Below are 16,181 nucleotides of genomic sequence, written 5' to 3'. Positions count from 1 at the left end.
TGTATTGCTGACGAGATAAATCTCGTGATTCTTAACATTCCCGTTCAATGCGCTTCATGATCAAGATCATGTCCTTCATTCAACGTTGCTCGTTGTTCAGTTTTCAAGGAACAATTGTAAGCTTAGTGATTGTTCATCACCTTCGCTTTAGTTCGTCGCATCGTTCAGCGGCGACTTTTATAATATATCATGTTAACCACTTTCGAGTCAAGCACTTTTTTTAAAAGTTTTTTCAGCCGTTTAGTTCAATAATTTGAACTGACGAACTATCAAAGCTTGTCTCGCATCCCCTATAAGAAGGACGAGTTCTAATTTATCATACCCTATGCGATCAAGTCAACACCTTATTTCAAGAAAATAATATAACAGCCTATTGCTTACTTCAGCCAAGTATACACTTGGCTGAACCACTATGGCAGTCAGCCGTGTACAACCTCGCGTTCTTCGTTCCAATGGTACACAGGAGCAAGACCAATCGATACCCACGCCTCTTCTGGCCGTGTTAATGTAGATTGGACGTAGCCCCTTCTCATCAACTTATCCATCAGCATCGGTAAGTGCTCCGCCACTACTTGCAGCTCAGCGAATTGCTCCATCTCCTGTAACGTAAGACCTTTCTCTGCCTGCTTAAGTATACGAATAAGAGGAGCCAAGCAAGTCTTCATCTTGGTTGTTATAGAAAACTCACAAGCAAGAAGCACTAGTTCAACACGTTGGTGTATCGTCTCTCCGCTAGTCGCCAATTCTTCATACAACTTATGAACACCCGGATTCAGTGACTTTACTTGGTGCCAAATATGAAGGTCCGGTACAAAGCCTTCCTCATATGCAGACAACTCCGCCCATTCCCTTAATGCTTTTGCAATTGAAGTCAATGCATCAAGCTCATGACCTGCATGCAGCATACGCTTGGCATTCAAATAGGCGTAAACGAATAATGTAAACTTGGAGAGCATCAATTGCTCTCGCTCACTATTAATACTGCGCAGCTTTTGCTGCAACGATTCAATATAACCGAATCGATCCCATTCAATGTTTCCCATAGCAATCACGCGCCTCATGTCATCATTTCTCATAGGGTCCCCCTCCATAAGCTCACTCGCAGACAAGCAAGTAATGATTATATGCTGGTTATCCTCATCAATTAACCGAATCGGACTCCGCGGAAGAGGCATAGAGGTGTTCTGAATCACAATCAGGTAATGATGCCACTCTACAAACTGGGGAATCTTAGATTCGACAGCTTCTCGGTCTATTGTAATGATACCGACAACTAATTCGTTATTTAGAAGATGATCTATTGGCAGTGAATACTTCCTAGTTCCTTTGTCCACACGTACCCCACACTTTTATTAGCGTTCTTCTTACTTTATCCAAAATTGTCGATTCAACATAATGGCTTTTCTTTACAGGTGATGATAGTTTATAATTCTACATAGATCGTCTCTTTCCTCCTAATTTGTATAAAACTATTCTATTCTTGATAGGAGTCGCTACCATGAACCATCTATCGAACAAACCTGTTCAACAGCCACGATTGTTCAAGTCCAGCAAGATTAATGAATTTAGACTATGGGGTTTAGTATTAACCATGGGCGGCATGGGGTTGATGGTATTAGGCACTGCCGGTATTCTCATGTGGGGATTGGCAGGCAGACCTTTTGCAGCGATATTTTTGATCATTGGGATGGTAGCTCTTTTAGGCAGCGTAGCTATTTACTTTTGGGCAGGAATGCTCTCTACCAGTGCTGTCATGCTTCAATGTCCTGAATGCGGAAAGCAAACCAAAATATTAGGAAGAACCGATCGTTGTATGTTCTGTCGCACCATACTGACACTTGATCCTGATCAGGCTACAGAGCATCCTTTATACGAGGATAAAGATTCCGATCATAGCGGCCACCTTCCAGTTTCAAGTCCAGCACAGGACACTTCAATCCCTAAATCTAACTAACCCACTAGCAGTAAGTCATGTTCCAACAGACGGAGTTTCTTCATCAACACTATTCCCTCTATAAAATTAAAAACAAAGAGCCGCTACGCTTTCTATCAGCTGAATGATGCTGACAAAGAAGATAACGGCTCTTTTTCTATAATAAAGTTATAAGTTCATGTCACAGGCTCGTGAATACATACGTTCATACTACCTTATATGCATCTTAGTAGTGAATGATTTTCCATATATCATCATCTCCTAATGCTCTTGCCCAGACCGCAACACCACCAAGGTTCAACTCTCTGGCCATCTTAATACGTGCTTTTATAGAAGTTTCATCTTCGATCCATACGCGCTGCTTCACACCTTTTTCTGTTACCTCGGCATAATGCTGTCCTTCTTGCTCTGAGAAAGTCGGTGTCAGCTTATATTTTTCCAGCCACTCCTTTATCGATCTCATCCCTACGGATTCAGACTTTACCTTTGTCTCGCCAGCCTCACTGGTCTCTGACCAAATTCGAGTGTACAACGGCATGCCAAGTACCATTTTATGTGCTGGAACGTTGTCTTCTTCTATAATACGAGCAACTGCACTTTTCGCCCATGGCAGTGATGACACAGAACCAGACTTCGGACTTGCTGCCCAATGTTCATCATACGCCATAACCATCATATAATCGACAGCAGTGCCAAGCGCTTTCCGATCGAGAAATTGTGACCACCTGCCACTGCTTGATTTGGCAGTTACATCAATAGAAACAACCAACCCTTTCATGTGGAACAAAGGTGTCAATTCACGAACGAATTGAGTCAGGTTATCCCGGTCCTCCACGTTTACGTTCTCATAGTCAATATTTATACCATCGAGCTTATACTGTTCTGCATATGCAAGGAGTTGGCGGATAGATCGATCTCTACGTTCAAAGGAACTTAATGCCTCTGTCGTTCGTTCAGGCTCAAAGCTGTTGCTAAATAACGCCCAGACATATTTCCCCTCTTCTTTCGCCCAATCAATAAGCCGTCTGTCTGCCTTGCTGGATACATTGCCTTCATTATCTTGCAGGCTGAACCAGGTTGGGCTGATTACATTGATACCGGGCATATCCGGCAGCGAATCGGGATTCGGGTTCCGTGAGTATACGGCCTCCCACGCCAAGCTCACAGGAATCTCTTCCTCTACAAATTGAGGCGGTGACAGTGGTTCTACCTTAGGCGTACTCTCCTTTTCCAACGACTCGACTTCATCTTCACGAACATAGCCGAGTCTGCCCCCATCATCTTGAATAAGAACCCAATCTTCTTGTTTCGACCATATTGTAATTGCGGTGTCAGCAGACAAATCTCGGACGATAGGAGCTTTTTTCTCCGGATGATAGCGCATTGCTATCGTATTTGTCTTGTCCTCCTGCTTGATCTTCCCAATTTGAATCGTATCTCCTGGGAATGTAATTCGGATGTTTCCGGTATCTGCAAATTCCTTAAACGTTGCCACTTGCAGTTCTTCCAATACTTTAGCTGGGACATATACTTGGTCACCCGCTACTTGAGCGCCGATCCCCCAATTCTTCATGTCCCCATCCAACCAACCTTTATCCCCTTCTGTAGAGACTGCAGCAACGTGTGATTGATTTGTAAGAATAACAAGTTTGGATCGTTCTTCATATATGGCAGTTGGCATTATTCGCTCTTGCACAGCTTTAAGCGGAATCAATAAACCTTCACCGCTGCCTTTAGCTCCATATCCAGAAGCTTCACCATTCCAAGTAATGGCTTGTTTGACGACTAATTTAGTATCTGCATAATCTTGATTGGGCAACCAACCCTTCCAGCCCTGCCACACACTGAATCCAAGCAGACATAAGCCGAATAATAAGAAGAGGCACCCTCCTCGTCTGCTTTTAGGTTTAGGCTTGTTTGTACTTCTCGACATGTGTCTTGACATATTGCTGTTTCCCATGTCAGCCTCCATTCTGATGGCGTTATTAAACGCATAATACACAAATTAAAAACGCGCAGGACCTCAGTCGCTGCGCGCATGTTAACCCTCATATTGTTTAGGAACTTACGCGATTATTCTGTGCGCAAGTCTGACACACTCCATACACTTCCATTCGATGTCCGCGAATGAGAAATCCAGTTCGTTCTGCTGCTGTCTGTTCAACCGCCTCAAGCGCTGGCATCGAAAAATCAGCAATCTTCCCGCACTTTTCGCATATCGCATGGTAGTGATCCGACACATTCGCATCGAAGCGGCTAGAACTGTCACCATAAGTTAATTCATGCACAAGGCCCGCTTCAATAAATGTCTTTAAGTTATTGTATACAGTAGCAACACTCATGCTTGGGAACTTAGGCTCTAGCGCTCGATAGATCTCGTCTGCAGTCGGATGTGTCATGGAATCCATCAAATATTCCAATATGGCATGACGCTGCGGTGTTATTCGTACGCCGGACATCTTTAAATGTTCCAATGCATGCTGTACCCGCGTCTGCATCCTGACCACCACCTTCTATCCTTAATCTTTGTTACTGACGGGTATCAATATTACATTATAACAATTATCAACAAATAATATATGTCCATTGTACGTCTTCTATTTTTATTTTGTCAATGTTAACTTGCAAGGGATAATATCACTGACAAGTTAATGTTCTACTTGAATGCTTCCGTTTGTTTTAATTTGAATCTGATAACGACCGTTACCCACAACACCTGTCATCCGTCTGTCTTGGATCGAAAACAGGTAATCACTCTTAATGCTGCCATATAACGATTCTGCAGTTATCGTCATATCTGCATGCTCTGGCAATTGTAAGACAACGTCGCTTGCCAGCCCTTGTATATCCCAATCTCCACTGATTTCCTCCGTGTCCGCTTCAACTTTACCATTTAAGCAGCTAACACTAAGGTTACCGTCGACATCGTGCACTGAAACATCACCGCTGCTGGCCACAATCAACGCATCACGTTCAATTCGATTGGCAATAATATCTCCATCTTGATTATGAAGCTGGACATTGCCTCTAATGTTCTTCACTTCCACATCACCGTTATAAGATTCCGTCTGCACTTTACCTAAGATGTCCATTAATAAAATATCGCCTTTATCGACGGTTACCATCGCATCTCCCGAGGTACCACGCATATAGACATCTCCACTTTCAACTTGAACATGACTTTCCATACGTATAGAAGACGGAATTGATATCTTAAGATCGATACGAGCTTTATGTCCCAAGCGATAAATCTTATCCGTCCCATTCGTGCGAATAGTCCAGCGCCGTTCTTGCTGGTTATGCTCAAGCTGTACCTCTATAGGATCGGCAACTGCCTTTGCTTCTTCCTTGGCAAGACCATATACCGTAATGAGAGATTCAACGATGATCTCATCGCCTGCTCCAGATTGAATATATACATCACCCATCTGCTGCTCTACTCGAAGCGATTCCGTTTCTACGGAAATACGTTCCTTCTGTATCGGTTGCTCGAATTTAACACCATCCAATGACACCATTTGTTTCATCATAGAAAAGTCGAACTGAACACTGCGAATAAAATCGCGAAACAGTTGTGGCTGCGCAACTGTAAAGACGGATATGGCAATCACTACAGCTGTAAACATACCAATAATATCAAATTTCCATTTTCGGCTTTTATTTTTCCAACCATATATAACAGCCTCTACTCCCCAACTCACTAATAGAAGCGGCCACCAGGTCAGTAGCAACGTAATGGTGTTGGCCTTCAAGAACTGATCAAGCAGCAGCAATACTCCAACGGCTACGAGAAGCAGAGCTGCCGTAATTCGCCCCACCCTTATCATGACGACCACACTCCTTCTCAGCCGCTATTATTTTTTCCTGGATTCCTTAAATAGGAGATATAGCCCACCTGCAATTAAGACGGCAGCCCCTGCAAATGACCCTGCATATTTGAACATCCATCGAAGCCAATTTGGGTCAATTGTGAACAGCAGCATGATAAGCCCTATAATAACTAACAGTACGCCAAGCCAAGGGCCTTGTTTAACTTTTTCAGACCCACCATAAATGGCTTGGGTATTTACTCGATCAGTATGCTGCATCGCGTCAAATAAATTAAAGAAATAAATCACTGGCAAAAACAGGCCTAACAGGACTATTAATGGTACGTTCTCACCCATGTTGGACGTAAAGTAAACAATAGCCACAATATCAAGTGCGATAAGCATCATGACAAGTAGTCCTCTTTGCATTAAGCCCAGATAAAAATGCCCTGCACCCGGGAACAAGAATGAAAACAACACAGCTACAAATTTGCTCTTACGCGGTGGCTTCTGGTTCATAAAAGGAGGTTCCGGCACATGTGCGTAAGGCTGACGTGCTTGTTGTTCGTACCATCCAAATTCTTTATTTGACATGTTCTGCTGCTCTTGAATGCGTTCAATCTCACGAATGCGTTGACGGAGAAACTGTTCTTCTTGGTCCTTTGCTGAAGATGTGGATCGATATTCACTCATGTTTATCCCTCCTTCTTGATCAATTTAAGTAACGGATGGTTCAGTCATCTGACCCCAGGCCCGCTTAAATAGCGACTTTGCACGGTATAATCGCGTTTCCACAGTACGAACCGGCATAGCCAGCTGTTCGGCAATCTCAGCATAAGATCTGTCACGCATGTGATACAGCACCATAACAGTGCGATATTTGATTGGAAGCTTGCAAAGAGTGTCCTGAACCTGCTCACAACGTTCACGCTTCAGCAAACGCTCTTCTGGAACATCGTCCCACAGTGACAGTGTTTGAACTGGAGCTGAATGCACATGGACATTCTGATCAAGAAGTTCTGTTTGATGATGATACTTCCACTTACGAAGCGTATCGATTAATTGATTTCGCGTAAGCCGGTATAACCAAGTTGTAAACTTTGCTTCGCCACGGTAAGTATGCAAAGAACGATATACTTTGACCCATACATCCTGAGCAACATCTTCCGCTAGATAACGATCCGGAACTGTGCGACAAATACAAGTTAACACAAAATGTTGATGTCTTTCCACCAATTCATGAAATGCATCCGTATTCCCCTGTTGAAATTGAGCCACCAATTGTTCATCTAACTCCCTAGACTGTACAGTAACAGCATTCTCTCTTTTCACCTGATTACATCCTTTCTTGTCAAGCTGTTCAAAGATTTCCTATCCGTGTTCTGCGCACTTTTTCAGTTAACTTCATTGTAATTGCAATCCAGAACGCAAAGAAACCTTCCTGGGTCTAGGAAGGTTTCACCGACTTTAGTCTAGGTATAACTATTCAATGGTCACAGAACGCACGCCTCGTAAACGTTCAATTTCAGATGCAAACAAGAACTGGTCTGTATGCTTCGGTATGATGATCACAAGTCTGATTTCTTTAGCCGCAGTCGTATAATCATCATCGTTATGCACTTTGCGGATAATTGTCATCTTTTTCACAGCAATGCCGTGTCCTAGCATACTCGCGTTAAGGTCTGGTACAATATCAATCGCTTCATCCGTCTCCAGCATTAATAATCGCGGTTTCTTGCCTACCATATACCGCTGTTCCAGCTTGCTAAATACGAATAAATTCACGATAACTAGTACCGTTGTCAAGATCGCAGCAAAGTAAAAGCCTGCTCCTACAGCCAGCCCGATTGCAGCAACTACCCAAAGAGACGCAGCTGTCGTTAGTCCCGCTATCGACTTCCCGGTAAAAATAATGGTGCCCGCGCCTAGAAATCCAATCCCTGTTATTACAGCTGTCGCAAGTCTTGCCGGATCAACCCTGACGTTGCCTTCTGTAATAAATTGCGAGAATCCGTAAATAGATAATAGCATGATAAGTGCGGAACCCATACACACAAGAATATGGGTGCGTAGTCCAGCCGGATGATTAGCTTGTTCTCGCTCCAGTCCAACCAGACCACCCAGCAGCATGGCCAGTAGTAACCGAATGGTCAGATGCACATTATCGATAAACCAAGGATCAGCCACATTGTTTGTTGCCATAGGTTGTCAACCTCCCTTGCTATCGAAGTTTGCCATGGCAAACATAAAGATCTACATAAATGAGGGAACTTTCATCTCAAGTGTCCGTAATACGACTCCAGGACCTACCTCATCATCGCATTTATATTGAAATCCGAGTTTTTCGTAAAGCGTCACAGCTGGTTCGTTTTTCAAGCCCGTGCTTATCGTAAACGTATGGATGCCATCCATGTTCAGCACGTGATCCATCAGCTTACGTGCAATCCCTTGACGAAAGTGGTCTGGGCGCACCATCAGCCTGCATATCTGCAATTCACCCGGTGCCTCCATTTCAGTAGACACTGCGCCTGCCAGCACATGATCATCGGTATACCATCCATAAAATTTCTCATTTGCTTGCGCAAGCTGCTCCATTGATTCCATAAGCGGCGGAATCTTGTCGAAGCCAATCAGATTGGCTTCGATACGATAAGCGGTTAACTGCATCATCCACAAGGCTTCCAATGTGACCTGCTCTTTTAGATCTAGTGATTTTATCATACATATTCTCCTTTAATGAAAATATGATTCAACAGCACACTTGCACAAACGGAGCAAACACCCCGCAAGAGTAAGACCACTCTAGCAGAGCATTGCTCCATCAGGCTAATCGTAAATGAACTGACATCCGCTTTTTTATACCAGAACTAAGCTTGCTTTAATACCGCTACAAGCAATTCATTTACAACTGTAGGATTCGCTTTTCCTTTTGTCTCACGCATCACTTGGCCCACAAGGAAGCCGATTGCTTTTTCTTTACCGGCACGGAAATCCTCTACAGACTGGGGATTAGCCGCAACGATCTTCTCCACAATCGCTTTGATGGCACCTTCATCACTGATCTGAACCAAGCCTTGTTCCTCAACGATAGTCTGCGGCGATTTGCCGCTCTCAACCATCTCTTTAAATACCGTTTTGGCGATCTTATTGCTGATCGTACCTTTCTCAATAAGTCCGATCATTTCGCCAAGACCTTGACCCGTTAATGCCACCTCTTCAATTTCTTTTCCATTCTGATTGAGGTAGCCTAGCAAGTCACCCATAATCCAGTTGGCAACGGCTTTTGCGTCCGTAGTATACGTCAAGCTCTGCTCAAACAAGTCGGCAATCTTCATCGATGAGGTGATCACCTCAGCATCGTAATTCGACAAGCCGTACTCCGCTGCATAACGTGCTTTACGTGCGTCAGGTAGTTCTGGTATCGAAGCTCGCACACGATCTTTCCATTCAGCTTCAACGATAAGTGTCACTAGATCAGGGTCTGGGAAGTAACGATAATCGTGCGCTTCTTCTTTGCTGCGCATCGTCAGGGTTCGTCCTTGCGCTTCATCCCATCGCCTTGTCTCCTGCACCACTTTGCCGCCTTCATCCAGAATGTCGGCTTGGCGTTCTTCTTCATATTCAAGACCACGCAGTACACCACGGAAGGAGTTCATATTTTTCAATTCTGCCTTCGTGCCAAACTCAGCTTGACCATAAGGGCGAAGACTAATATTGGCATCGCAGCGCAGTGATCCTTCTTCCATCTTAACGTCTGAAACATCACAGTACTGCATAATGGCCTTCATTTTCTCCAAATAAGCTTTTGCTTCTTCAGGCGAGCGAAGATCTGCTTCTGATACGATCTCCACCAACGGTGTGCCGCAGCGGTTCAAGTCCACTAGTGAACCGAAGCCGCCATCTATATGCGTCAGTTTACCTGCGTCTTCTTCCATGTGCAGGCGATTAATACGGATGCGCTTGGTGAGACCACCTACTTCAATATCGATCCAGCCATTTAAGCCGATAGGCCGAGTATTCTGCGAGATCTGATAAGCTTTCGGTGAATCGGGATAGAAATAATTTTTACGGTCAAAGTCGCTTATTGGCGATATTTCGCAGTTCAGAGCCATGGCAGCCTTCATCGCGTATTCAACCGCTTGGCGGTTCAATACCGGCAGCACACCTGGATGACCAAGGCAGATCGGGCACGTATGCGTATTTGCAGGCGCGCCAAATGCAGTAGAGCAGCCGCAGAAAATTTTAGACTTCGTATGCAGCTCCACATGCACCTCCAAGCCGATAACCGTTTCGTATTTTACACTCGGCATGTCAGATCCTCCTCTTACAACTGCGGGCGCAGCTTATGATGTTCAGTATGTTGTTCAAATGCATGCGCAGCCTTTAAAACTGTAGCTTCATCAAATGGTTTGCCGATAATTTGCAAGCCAACGGGCAGTCCGTCTGCCAGACCACAAGGCACGCTGATCGCCGGAACACCTGCTAAGCTGACCGGAATTGTAAGTATATCGTTCATATACATCTGCAGCGGATTGTTCACTTGCTCGCCAATCTTAAACGCTGTCGTTGGCGCAGTAGGTGCAATAAGAAGATCGTAACGGCTGAATGCATCGTCAAAGTCCTTCTTAATCAATGTACGTACTTTCTGCGCTTTTAAATAGAAAGCATCATAGTAACCAGAACTAAGCGCATACGTTCCCAGCATAATACGGCGTTTTACTTCCTGACCGAAGCCTTGGCTTCTCGATTGAACGTATAGATCCAGCAGATTGTCCGGATCATTGGCTCGTACGCCGTAGCGGACGCCATCAAAGCGAGCTAAATTCGAAGAAGCTTCTGAAGAAGCAAGCAAATAATAAGCCGCAACCGCATATTCCGTATGTGGAAGCGATACTTCTTCCCACTCCGCTCCTAGGGATTCATAGACACGGAGTGCAGCCATAATCGCTTCTTTTACTTTAGGATCAACACCTGCACCCATATATTCCTTAGGTACCCCAATACGTAGTCCCTTGACGTCACCTTGCAGGGCTGATACATAATTCGGAATATCTACGTTAGCCGAGGTGGAATCCATCGGATCGTGTCCCGCAATGGCTTGCAGCGCAAGCGCTGTATCTTCAACCGTACGGGCGAAGGGACCGATTTGATCCAACGAGGAAGCAAATGCCACCAGACCAAATCGGGATACAAGGCCATAAGTAGGCTTTAATCCAACTACACCGCAATACGCAGCAGGTTGACGGATAGACCCTCCTGTATCGGAACCAAGTGCAAACGGCACTTGGCCGGCAGCTACGGCTGCTGCTGAGCCACCGCTTGATCCTCCCGGCACACGTTCAAGATCCCAAGGGTTCCGGGTGACTTGATAGGCAGAGTTCTCATTGGAGCCCCCCATAGCAAATTCGTCCATGTTCAGCTTGCCAATCGTGATCATACCCGCTTCCTTTAACTTGCGGGATACAGTCGCATCGTACACGGGAATAAAGTTCTCCAGAAATCGGCTCGCACAAGTTGTACGTAAGCCATCTGTTACGATGTTGTCCTTCACGCCTACTGGAATACCAGCGAGAGAGGCAACTTGTCCTCCTTGCGCCAACAGCTCGTCAAGAGCACGCGCATCACCTAAAGCCTGATCTTCGTTCAGCGTCAAGAACGCCTGAATCTGCGGCTCCGTAGCCGCAATACGCTTATAAGAAGCTTCAACCAATTCAGTCGCTGATAATGATCGCGACTTCAGTTGCTGCTGCAATTCAACTAATGTAAGTTCCAATGGCGTCAACGCGTCTTCCTCCTTCAGTTATCAATCCAAGACTGCCGGCACTCTAAAGTGACCGTCTTCTTCCTCTGGCGCATTAGCCATCACTCGTTCTATTGGAAGCGACTCACGTACTACATCATCACGCATGACATTATGTATAGGAAGCACATGCGTAGTCGGTTGAACGTCGTCGGTGAGCAGCTCATTCAGCTTGTCAGCATATTTCAAAATGGCATTAAGCTGGTCCAAAAATTGATTCTTCTCCTCATCGCTCAGTTGCAAGCGTGCTAGTCGGGCCACATGCTCGACGTTATCCAAATTAATGCTCATGGGCTATTTCGTCCTCCTTACTGTATTCCAGCCATACCAGCCAAAATTCATCCCTTTATTATAGCGCAGAACGAAAATCAACTCAACGCATTATAATGGAATATTTTTCTATAATTACAACTTTACGATTGGAGTGCAATAACTGAACAACACTTTTTTATTCCCAAATAATAGTATGATTTAGGAATGACCAGAAAGGAGTGTCAAATAGTAATCATCTAGATTAAAAACGCAATTGTATTGATTAACGGTAATCTTAATCCGCGCTCATTATCCGACCCCTACCACAATTTCAAAGCCATAGTTTTTATCCACAACCCTTTACAAGCTATTTTTACAAGCAGTTCATGGGTGATTATGCCGATTAAACATAACGATATTTGAAAGCATACGATATGTCCTGCCTACAATACACAAAGAGGCTGTCCCAAAAGGTCAAATGACCTTAAAACAGACAGCCCCTGTTATTGTATCGTCACAAGCAACAACAACAAATGTTGAGAAGGGAATACTAGAACTATTTTTTAAAGGTGATCCGAAACGGTCGTTTCATACGAGCAATGCCTAATGTAAGAATAAAACCAAGTGATATACTTACCGCGGTAGAAAAGGCGAATATCGCCGAATTCCATGCTTCCTGCGGGTGACCTAACACAAATTCATACATCGTTCCGTACAATGCCGCACCCGGCACAAGCGGAACAAGCCCCGGAACAATAAAGCATATAGCCGGCATCTTGGCTCTTCGGGCCGTGACTTCGGCATAGATGTTCAATGAGCAGGAGGCAAGAAAAAACGAAAAAAACTCACTGCCCGTCAATAGCTTGGCCACATCAAATGTTAGCCAGCTTATTCCCCCAGCCAATCCGGAAAGCAGCATGCCTTTTAATCGAAGCTGAAACGCTCCGCCAAAGCACATGCTTATAAAAAAAGAGGCAAGGACTTTGATGATCATACTGCGCCACTTCCTAACCACTTCATACTTAATGCCACTACCGTACCAGAACCAGCAGCTATCGCTATCGCAATAAGCAGTGCTTCTGTCGTTCGCGCTACTCCTGACAAAGTGTCCCCTGCCATAATGTCACGAATCGCATTTGCCAGAATAAGGCCCGGGAATAAGTTCATCAGCACAGAGATTAGAATGGTATTGGATTGAACTCCAACTCCGAAGTAGACAAGCAGCAATGTGCTTACCGCAGCCACCGCGCCGCCGAGGACATGTATAAACACTACATTGTAATTGTCCTTCTCAAATAGATACATACTCAGTCTCATCACGGAAGCACTTATAAATGCATTAACCATTTCCAGAAAAGAACCTGCAAAAAACAGGACGTACCCGGCAGAGATAAATGAATAGAACAAGCTCGACAGCCATAAAGGATAGGAATTAGCTTGATCGATCGCCTTTAATTCAGCATACAGTTCACGTATCGTAATCGGCTCCGACTGAATCTTGCGCGACAGCTCGTTCACCCGCACGATCTTCTGCAAGTTAAAGCTGCGGTTCCTTATCCGTTTAATTACGGCTTTGGATTTGTATTCATCACTAACCGCAGACGTAATAATCGCTGTGGGCACAACAAAGCTCTCTACCTTCCGAATTCCGTAGGCATTACAGATTCGCCCAATCGTATCCTCAACACGATACGTTTCACCGCCGCTCTCAAGCAATATTTTGCCGGCATATGTCGCAACATAGATGATGCGATTCAGTTCCAAAGCTGCCCCTCTCCTTCAATGGCCAATCTATATGTGTTATTATGAAACTTTTTCATCGTTTTCATGATACATAAAAAGAAAGACGTGCAGGATTCCCGCTATTGCAGCATCGCCTCCTTACACGTCCGTCCTGTCTGCACTTCCTATGAGTACTCCATTATATCCAAGCTCGCAAATTCACTTTGCGTACAAAGTCTTCCGCGGACATCGGCTCTTGGCCTTCATCCTCTTCCTTCTCGACCTCTTCTTCGCCGTTATTCATCAATCGACGAAATAAAGATTCATTTCTTGTAGCGAGCGCATAATCAATGAGCGCTTCCCGTTCGACACGATCCGCTTCCTGCTGCAAGAGCAGGTCTTCGCATTCGACATCTGTTGCCGGTACAAAGAAGTTGCGGCTTGCTTTCGGAACACGAATCACATAATCAAATGCGTTATCCGCGTTGCGGTCATATGCAATAATATAGCCGTATTCCCCGATAGGCAATTGTTGCTCGAAACGGTCGGCGACAATGACTACTTTCTCTCCCAATTGTATCATTGTCTATGCCTCCCAGCCGACTTCTATATTTCACTTTTTCACTATCGTACTAGAAAAGTGTCTGGCTGTAAACGATAAGACAACTAGATTCTTGCTTGCTGCAATTACGACACTAAATACAATTCCACAAATTGGGATTCAAAAACGGCCGCTTACTCATTCCGTTCGATTATGGCAATGATTCCTTCCGGTGCTGTGGTTAGCTTCACATAGCCATCTGCCGTTATTAAGTAAGTATTCTCAACACCAACTACGCCCAGTCCGGGAAAAGTAAACTTGGGTTCAATCGCTAAAATCATTCCCGGCTCCAATGGCTGCTTAAAGCCACGCGCAAGGACCGGCCACTCATCAATCTCCAGACCGATGCCATGCCCGAGGAACTTCACCTGATCCTCACCATATCCCATAAAGTGATCGGCAAGCTTATAGGTTTCGGCCAACGCCAAAGCGTCGGTGTACAATGTCTCACTAATAGTCCCCGGCTTTAGCCGCTGCTCCGTATTCCTAAGTATCGCTTCTGCAGCCTCATATGCAAATTGCAGCTTTTCATCGAGTTTCCCGATCACAAGGGTTCGGGTCTGATCAATGACATAACCGTCAATACAACATCCGATATCCACCAGAATCGGTTCATGCGGAACGATAACCTTGCGGCTTGCTCCTTGTGGACTAGCAGGGGTTAATCCGCGGCCGCCTGCGGGGCCATCGAAATAAGTGGGCTCCGCTCCCGCTTCGCCGGAGGCAACCATCCCCGTCACGATTTCTTGGTTGTAGCCACGCATGCGCACCATGCCAATATGGCCTTGCATTCGAAAAATGTGCTCGATATGCGCAATAAGCTCCAGTTCGGTCATGCCTGCGCGCACATGAGCAGCTGCTTGTTCCAGCGCACGATGAGCTGCAATTGCTGAAATGCGAATTCGACTCACTTCATATGGTGACTTGATCATTCGAAGCTCACGGAATATCGTCGAACCATCCGTCCAGTCTACATCCGGAATGACGGCCTTCAGCCGTTCGAACTGCTGGACAGGGAGCACATCGTACTCCGTCGCCATCGTAATCCGGGTTCCTTGTTGCATGATGTCGCTGTAGTAGGAACGAATCGTATCACCCAACTGTCGAAAGGACCCCATACGTTCTACGCGGATGGACGATTCCACCTCCGCACGACTAAAGCTGCGCTTCACAAGAAATACCGGTTCACCTGCCTTCGGTACCATTACATACCCTGTCTGCATCGATCCAGTTAAATAATAAATATCCACGTTATGCGTGACGATAAATAAATCGATGCCTGCGCCTGACATATGATGTTGTAGTCGCATGAGTCGATCACGGTGCTCCCTTGCTTCCGTAGAATCATGATGATCGTTATTAGTCATAACAAATTTACCCCCATTTCAACAAAATAGTTCATCTGGTCATGCAGCTATCTATATTATCTCTCGTGTGATCCCTAATGCTCGTTTGACAAAGATTGCTGCTTCCTCAGACCAACTAAGAGCGGATGATTCGTCTTCAGCCTGGATCAAGGGTCTCCAATACTCCCCACGCTGGTTAAAGAGCAGCACACTAATTACAAACATTGTGGTCCGGTGCAAGCTCTCATATTGGAATATCCCAGCTTGTCGACCTTCGTCTAACGTTCGCATCAGCTCCTGCCATAGCGGCATCACATGCTCTTGAATCAAGTGAATACGTGGGCTGTTCAGTAAAATTTCATGTTGAATAATACGCACCATCTCTGGTTCCCGTTCTCTATAAACAGACACTTCCTTGATAATAAAATCCAGAGCTTGCAGCGGATCTCCATCAAACTGGTCCAGCTCAGGCAATCGTCGAATCGGAAAGAAGGCGACGATCATTGCATGAAAGAGCTGTTCCTTACCTCCAAAGTGATAAGAAACCAATGCAATATTTGCCGCGGCGGACTCTCCAATTTGCCGTACTGTAGTTGCATCGTAGCCCTGCTTAGCAAATAATTGCTTGGCCGCCAATAACATACGTGACTTCACGTCTATTTCCGTCTCGCTCAAATGCCAACACTCCGATCTACAAGACATACGACTCTCTTGAAGC

General features: G+C 45.2%; 17 protein-coding genes. 1 reads left to right on the top strand and 16 read right to left on the bottom strand.

All coding sequences use genetic code 11. The annotated features are described in order from the left end of the window. Window positions 1–419: 419 nt before the first annotated feature. Complete coding sequence (locus tag MH117_RS20465) at window positions 420–1,334, bottom strand: hypothetical protein (RefSeq protein ID WP_239331877.1); 915 nt, start codon at window positions 1,332–1,334, stop codon at window positions 420–422. Window positions 1,335–1,498: 164 nt separating this feature from the next. Between MH117_RS20465 and MH117_RS20460 the strand changes: the two genes are divergently transcribed. Continuing rightward, entirely contained in the window at window positions 1,499–1,954 is a 456-nt protein-coding gene (locus MH117_RS20460; protein WP_239331875.1) for a YgzB family protein, read from the top strand. A 205-nt stretch (window positions 1,955–2,159) separates the two neighbouring features. On the opposite strand, the gene MH117_RS20455 is transcribed toward MH117_RS20460, so the two are convergent. The 15 genes from MH117_RS20455 to MH117_RS20385 form a co-directional block, all read right to left on the bottom strand. Then, a complete protein-coding gene (locus MH117_RS20455; RefSeq protein WP_239331873.1) occupies window positions 2,160–3,866 on the bottom strand; it encodes a glycosyl hydrolase family 18 protein in 1,707 nt (568 codons plus the stop codon). A gap of 124 nt (window positions 3,867–3,990) precedes the next feature. Continuing rightward, complete coding sequence (gene perR / locus MH117_RS20450; protein WP_239331871.1) at window positions 3,991–4,431, bottom strand: peroxide-responsive transcriptional repressor PerR; 441 nt, start codon at window positions 4,429–4,431, stop codon at window positions 3,991–3,993. 150 nt (window positions 4,432–4,581) lie between these two features. Further along, window positions 4,582–5,751, bottom strand: a complete 1,170-nt coding sequence (locus MH117_RS20445; RefSeq protein ID WP_239331861.1) for a DUF4097 family beta strand repeat-containing protein — start codon at window positions 5,749–5,751, stop codon at window positions 4,582–4,584. A 36-nt stretch (window positions 5,752–5,787) separates the two neighbouring features. Further along, window positions 5,788–6,435, bottom strand: a complete 648-nt coding sequence (locus MH117_RS20440; RefSeq protein ID WP_239331859.1) for a DUF6677 family protein — start codon at window positions 6,433–6,435, stop codon at window positions 5,788–5,790. A 24-nt stretch (window positions 6,436–6,459) separates the two neighbouring features. Next, the gene (locus MH117_RS20435; protein ID WP_239331857.1) at window positions 6,460–7,074 is read right to left on the bottom strand and encodes an RNA polymerase sigma factor; all 615 of its coding nucleotides are present in this window, start codon (window positions 7,072–7,074) and stop codon (window positions 6,460–6,462) included. Window positions 7,075–7,224: 150 nt separating this feature from the next. Continuing rightward, window positions 7,225–7,929 (bottom strand): MgtC/SapB family protein, encoded by a 705-nt coding sequence (locus MH117_RS20430; protein ID WP_239331934.1) that lies wholly within the window; start codon window positions 7,927–7,929, stop codon window positions 7,225–7,227. Window positions 7,930–7,995: 66 nt separating this feature from the next. After that, window positions 7,996–8,463, bottom strand: a complete 468-nt coding sequence (locus MH117_RS20425; RefSeq protein WP_239331855.1) for a GNAT family N-acetyltransferase — start codon at window positions 8,461–8,463, stop codon at window positions 7,996–7,998. 146 nt (window positions 8,464–8,609) lie between these two features. Further along, entirely contained in the window at window positions 8,610–10,052 is a 1,443-nt protein-coding gene (gatB, locus tag MH117_RS20420) for an Asp-tRNA(Asn)/Glu-tRNA(Gln) amidotransferase subunit GatB (RefSeq protein ID WP_239331853.1), read from the bottom strand. 14 nt (window positions 10,053–10,066) lie between these two features. Beyond that, window positions 10,067–11,524, bottom strand: a complete 1,458-nt coding sequence (gatA, locus tag MH117_RS20415) for an Asp-tRNA(Asn)/Glu-tRNA(Gln) amidotransferase subunit GatA (RefSeq protein WP_239331851.1) — start codon at window positions 11,522–11,524, stop codon at window positions 10,067–10,069. Window positions 11,525–11,545: 21 nt separating this feature from the next. Beyond that, window positions 11,546–11,833: an Asp-tRNA(Asn)/Glu-tRNA(Gln) amidotransferase subunit GatC gene (gene gatC, locus MH117_RS20410; protein WP_239331849.1), complete on the bottom strand. Its 288-nt coding sequence runs from the start codon at window positions 11,831–11,833 to the stop codon at window positions 11,546–11,548. Between the two features lie 517 nt (window positions 11,834–12,350). Further along, window positions 12,351–12,788 carry a threonine/serine exporter family protein gene (locus MH117_RS20405; RefSeq protein ID WP_239331847.1) on the bottom strand — a complete coding sequence of 146 codons (438 nt, stop codon included), beginning with the start codon at window positions 12,786–12,788 and terminating at the stop codon, window positions 12,351–12,353. Further along, a complete protein-coding gene (locus MH117_RS20400) occupies window positions 12,785–13,558 on the bottom strand; it encodes a threonine/serine exporter family protein (protein ID WP_239331845.1) in 774 nt (257 codons plus the stop codon). The genes MH117_RS20405 and MH117_RS20400 overlap by 4 nt, the downstream gene beginning before the upstream one ends. A gap of 157 nt (window positions 13,559–13,715) precedes the next feature. Further along, window positions 13,716–14,099 carry an ATPase gene (locus tag MH117_RS20395; RefSeq protein WP_239331843.1) on the bottom strand — a complete coding sequence of 128 codons (384 nt, stop codon included), beginning with the start codon at window positions 14,097–14,099 and terminating at the stop codon, window positions 13,716–13,718. Between the two features lie 152 nt (window positions 14,100–14,251). Further along, the gene (locus tag MH117_RS20390; protein WP_239331841.1) at window positions 14,252–15,484 is read right to left on the bottom strand and encodes a M24 family metallopeptidase; all 1,233 of its coding nucleotides are present in this window, start codon (window positions 15,482–15,484) and stop codon (window positions 14,252–14,254) included. 51 nt (window positions 15,485–15,535) lie between these two features. Beyond that, window positions 15,536–16,138, bottom strand: coding sequence for a TetR/AcrR family transcriptional regulator (locus MH117_RS20385; protein WP_239331839.1), 603 nt, complete (start codon window positions 16,136–16,138; stop codon window positions 15,536–15,538). Window positions 16,139–16,181: the final 43 nt, after the last annotated feature.

The organism is Paenibacillus sp. ACRRX (assembly GCF_022346885.1).
GTDB lineage: Bacteria > Bacillota > Bacilli > Paenibacillales > Paenibacillaceae > Paenibacillus_B.
The sequence above is the reverse complement of the archived record's forward strand: the minus strand, read 5'-3'. Positions and strand labels throughout refer to the sequence as shown.

What these genes read in the sequence shown, in the direction of transcription:
- MH117_RS20395 (WP_239331843.1), bottom strand. Translation starts at nt 14,099, where the DNA reads ATGATACAATTGGGAGAGAAAGTAGTCATTGTCGCCGACCGTTTCGAG.
- MH117_RS20405 (WP_239331847.1), bottom strand. Translation starts at nt 12,788, where the DNA reads ATGATCATCAAAGTCCTTGCCTCTTTTTTTATAAGCATGTGCTTTGGC.
- gatC (WP_239331849.1), bottom strand. Translation starts at nt 11,833, where the DNA reads ATGAGCATTAATTTGGATAACGTCGAGCATGTGGCCCGACTAGCACGC.
- MH117_RS20455 (WP_239331873.1), bottom strand. Translation starts at nt 3,866, where the DNA reads ATGTCGAGAAGTACAAACAAGCCTAAACCTAAAAGCAGACGAGGAGGG.
- perR (WP_239331871.1), bottom strand. Translation starts at nt 4,431, where the DNA reads ATGCAGACGCGGGTACAGCATGCATTGGAACATTTAAAGATGTCCGGC.
- gatB (WP_239331853.1), bottom strand. Translation starts at nt 10,052, where the DNA reads ATGCCGAGTGTAAAATACGAAACGGTTATCGGCTTGGAGGTGCATGTG.
- MH117_RS20425 (WP_239331855.1), bottom strand. Translation starts at nt 8,463, where the DNA reads ATGATAAAATCACTAGATCTAAAAGAGCAGGTCACATTGGAAGCCTTG.
- MH117_RS20440 (WP_239331859.1), bottom strand. Translation starts at nt 6,435, where the DNA reads ATGAGTGAATATCGATCCACATCTTCAGCAAAGGACCAAGAAGAACAG.
- MH117_RS20460 (WP_239331875.1), top strand. Translation starts at nt 1,499, where the DNA reads ATGAACCATCTATCGAACAAACCTGTTCAACAGCCACGATTGTTCAAG.
- MH117_RS20390 (WP_239331841.1), bottom strand. Translation starts at nt 15,484, where the DNA reads ATGACTAATAACGATCATCATGATTCTACGGAAGCAAGGGAGCACCGT.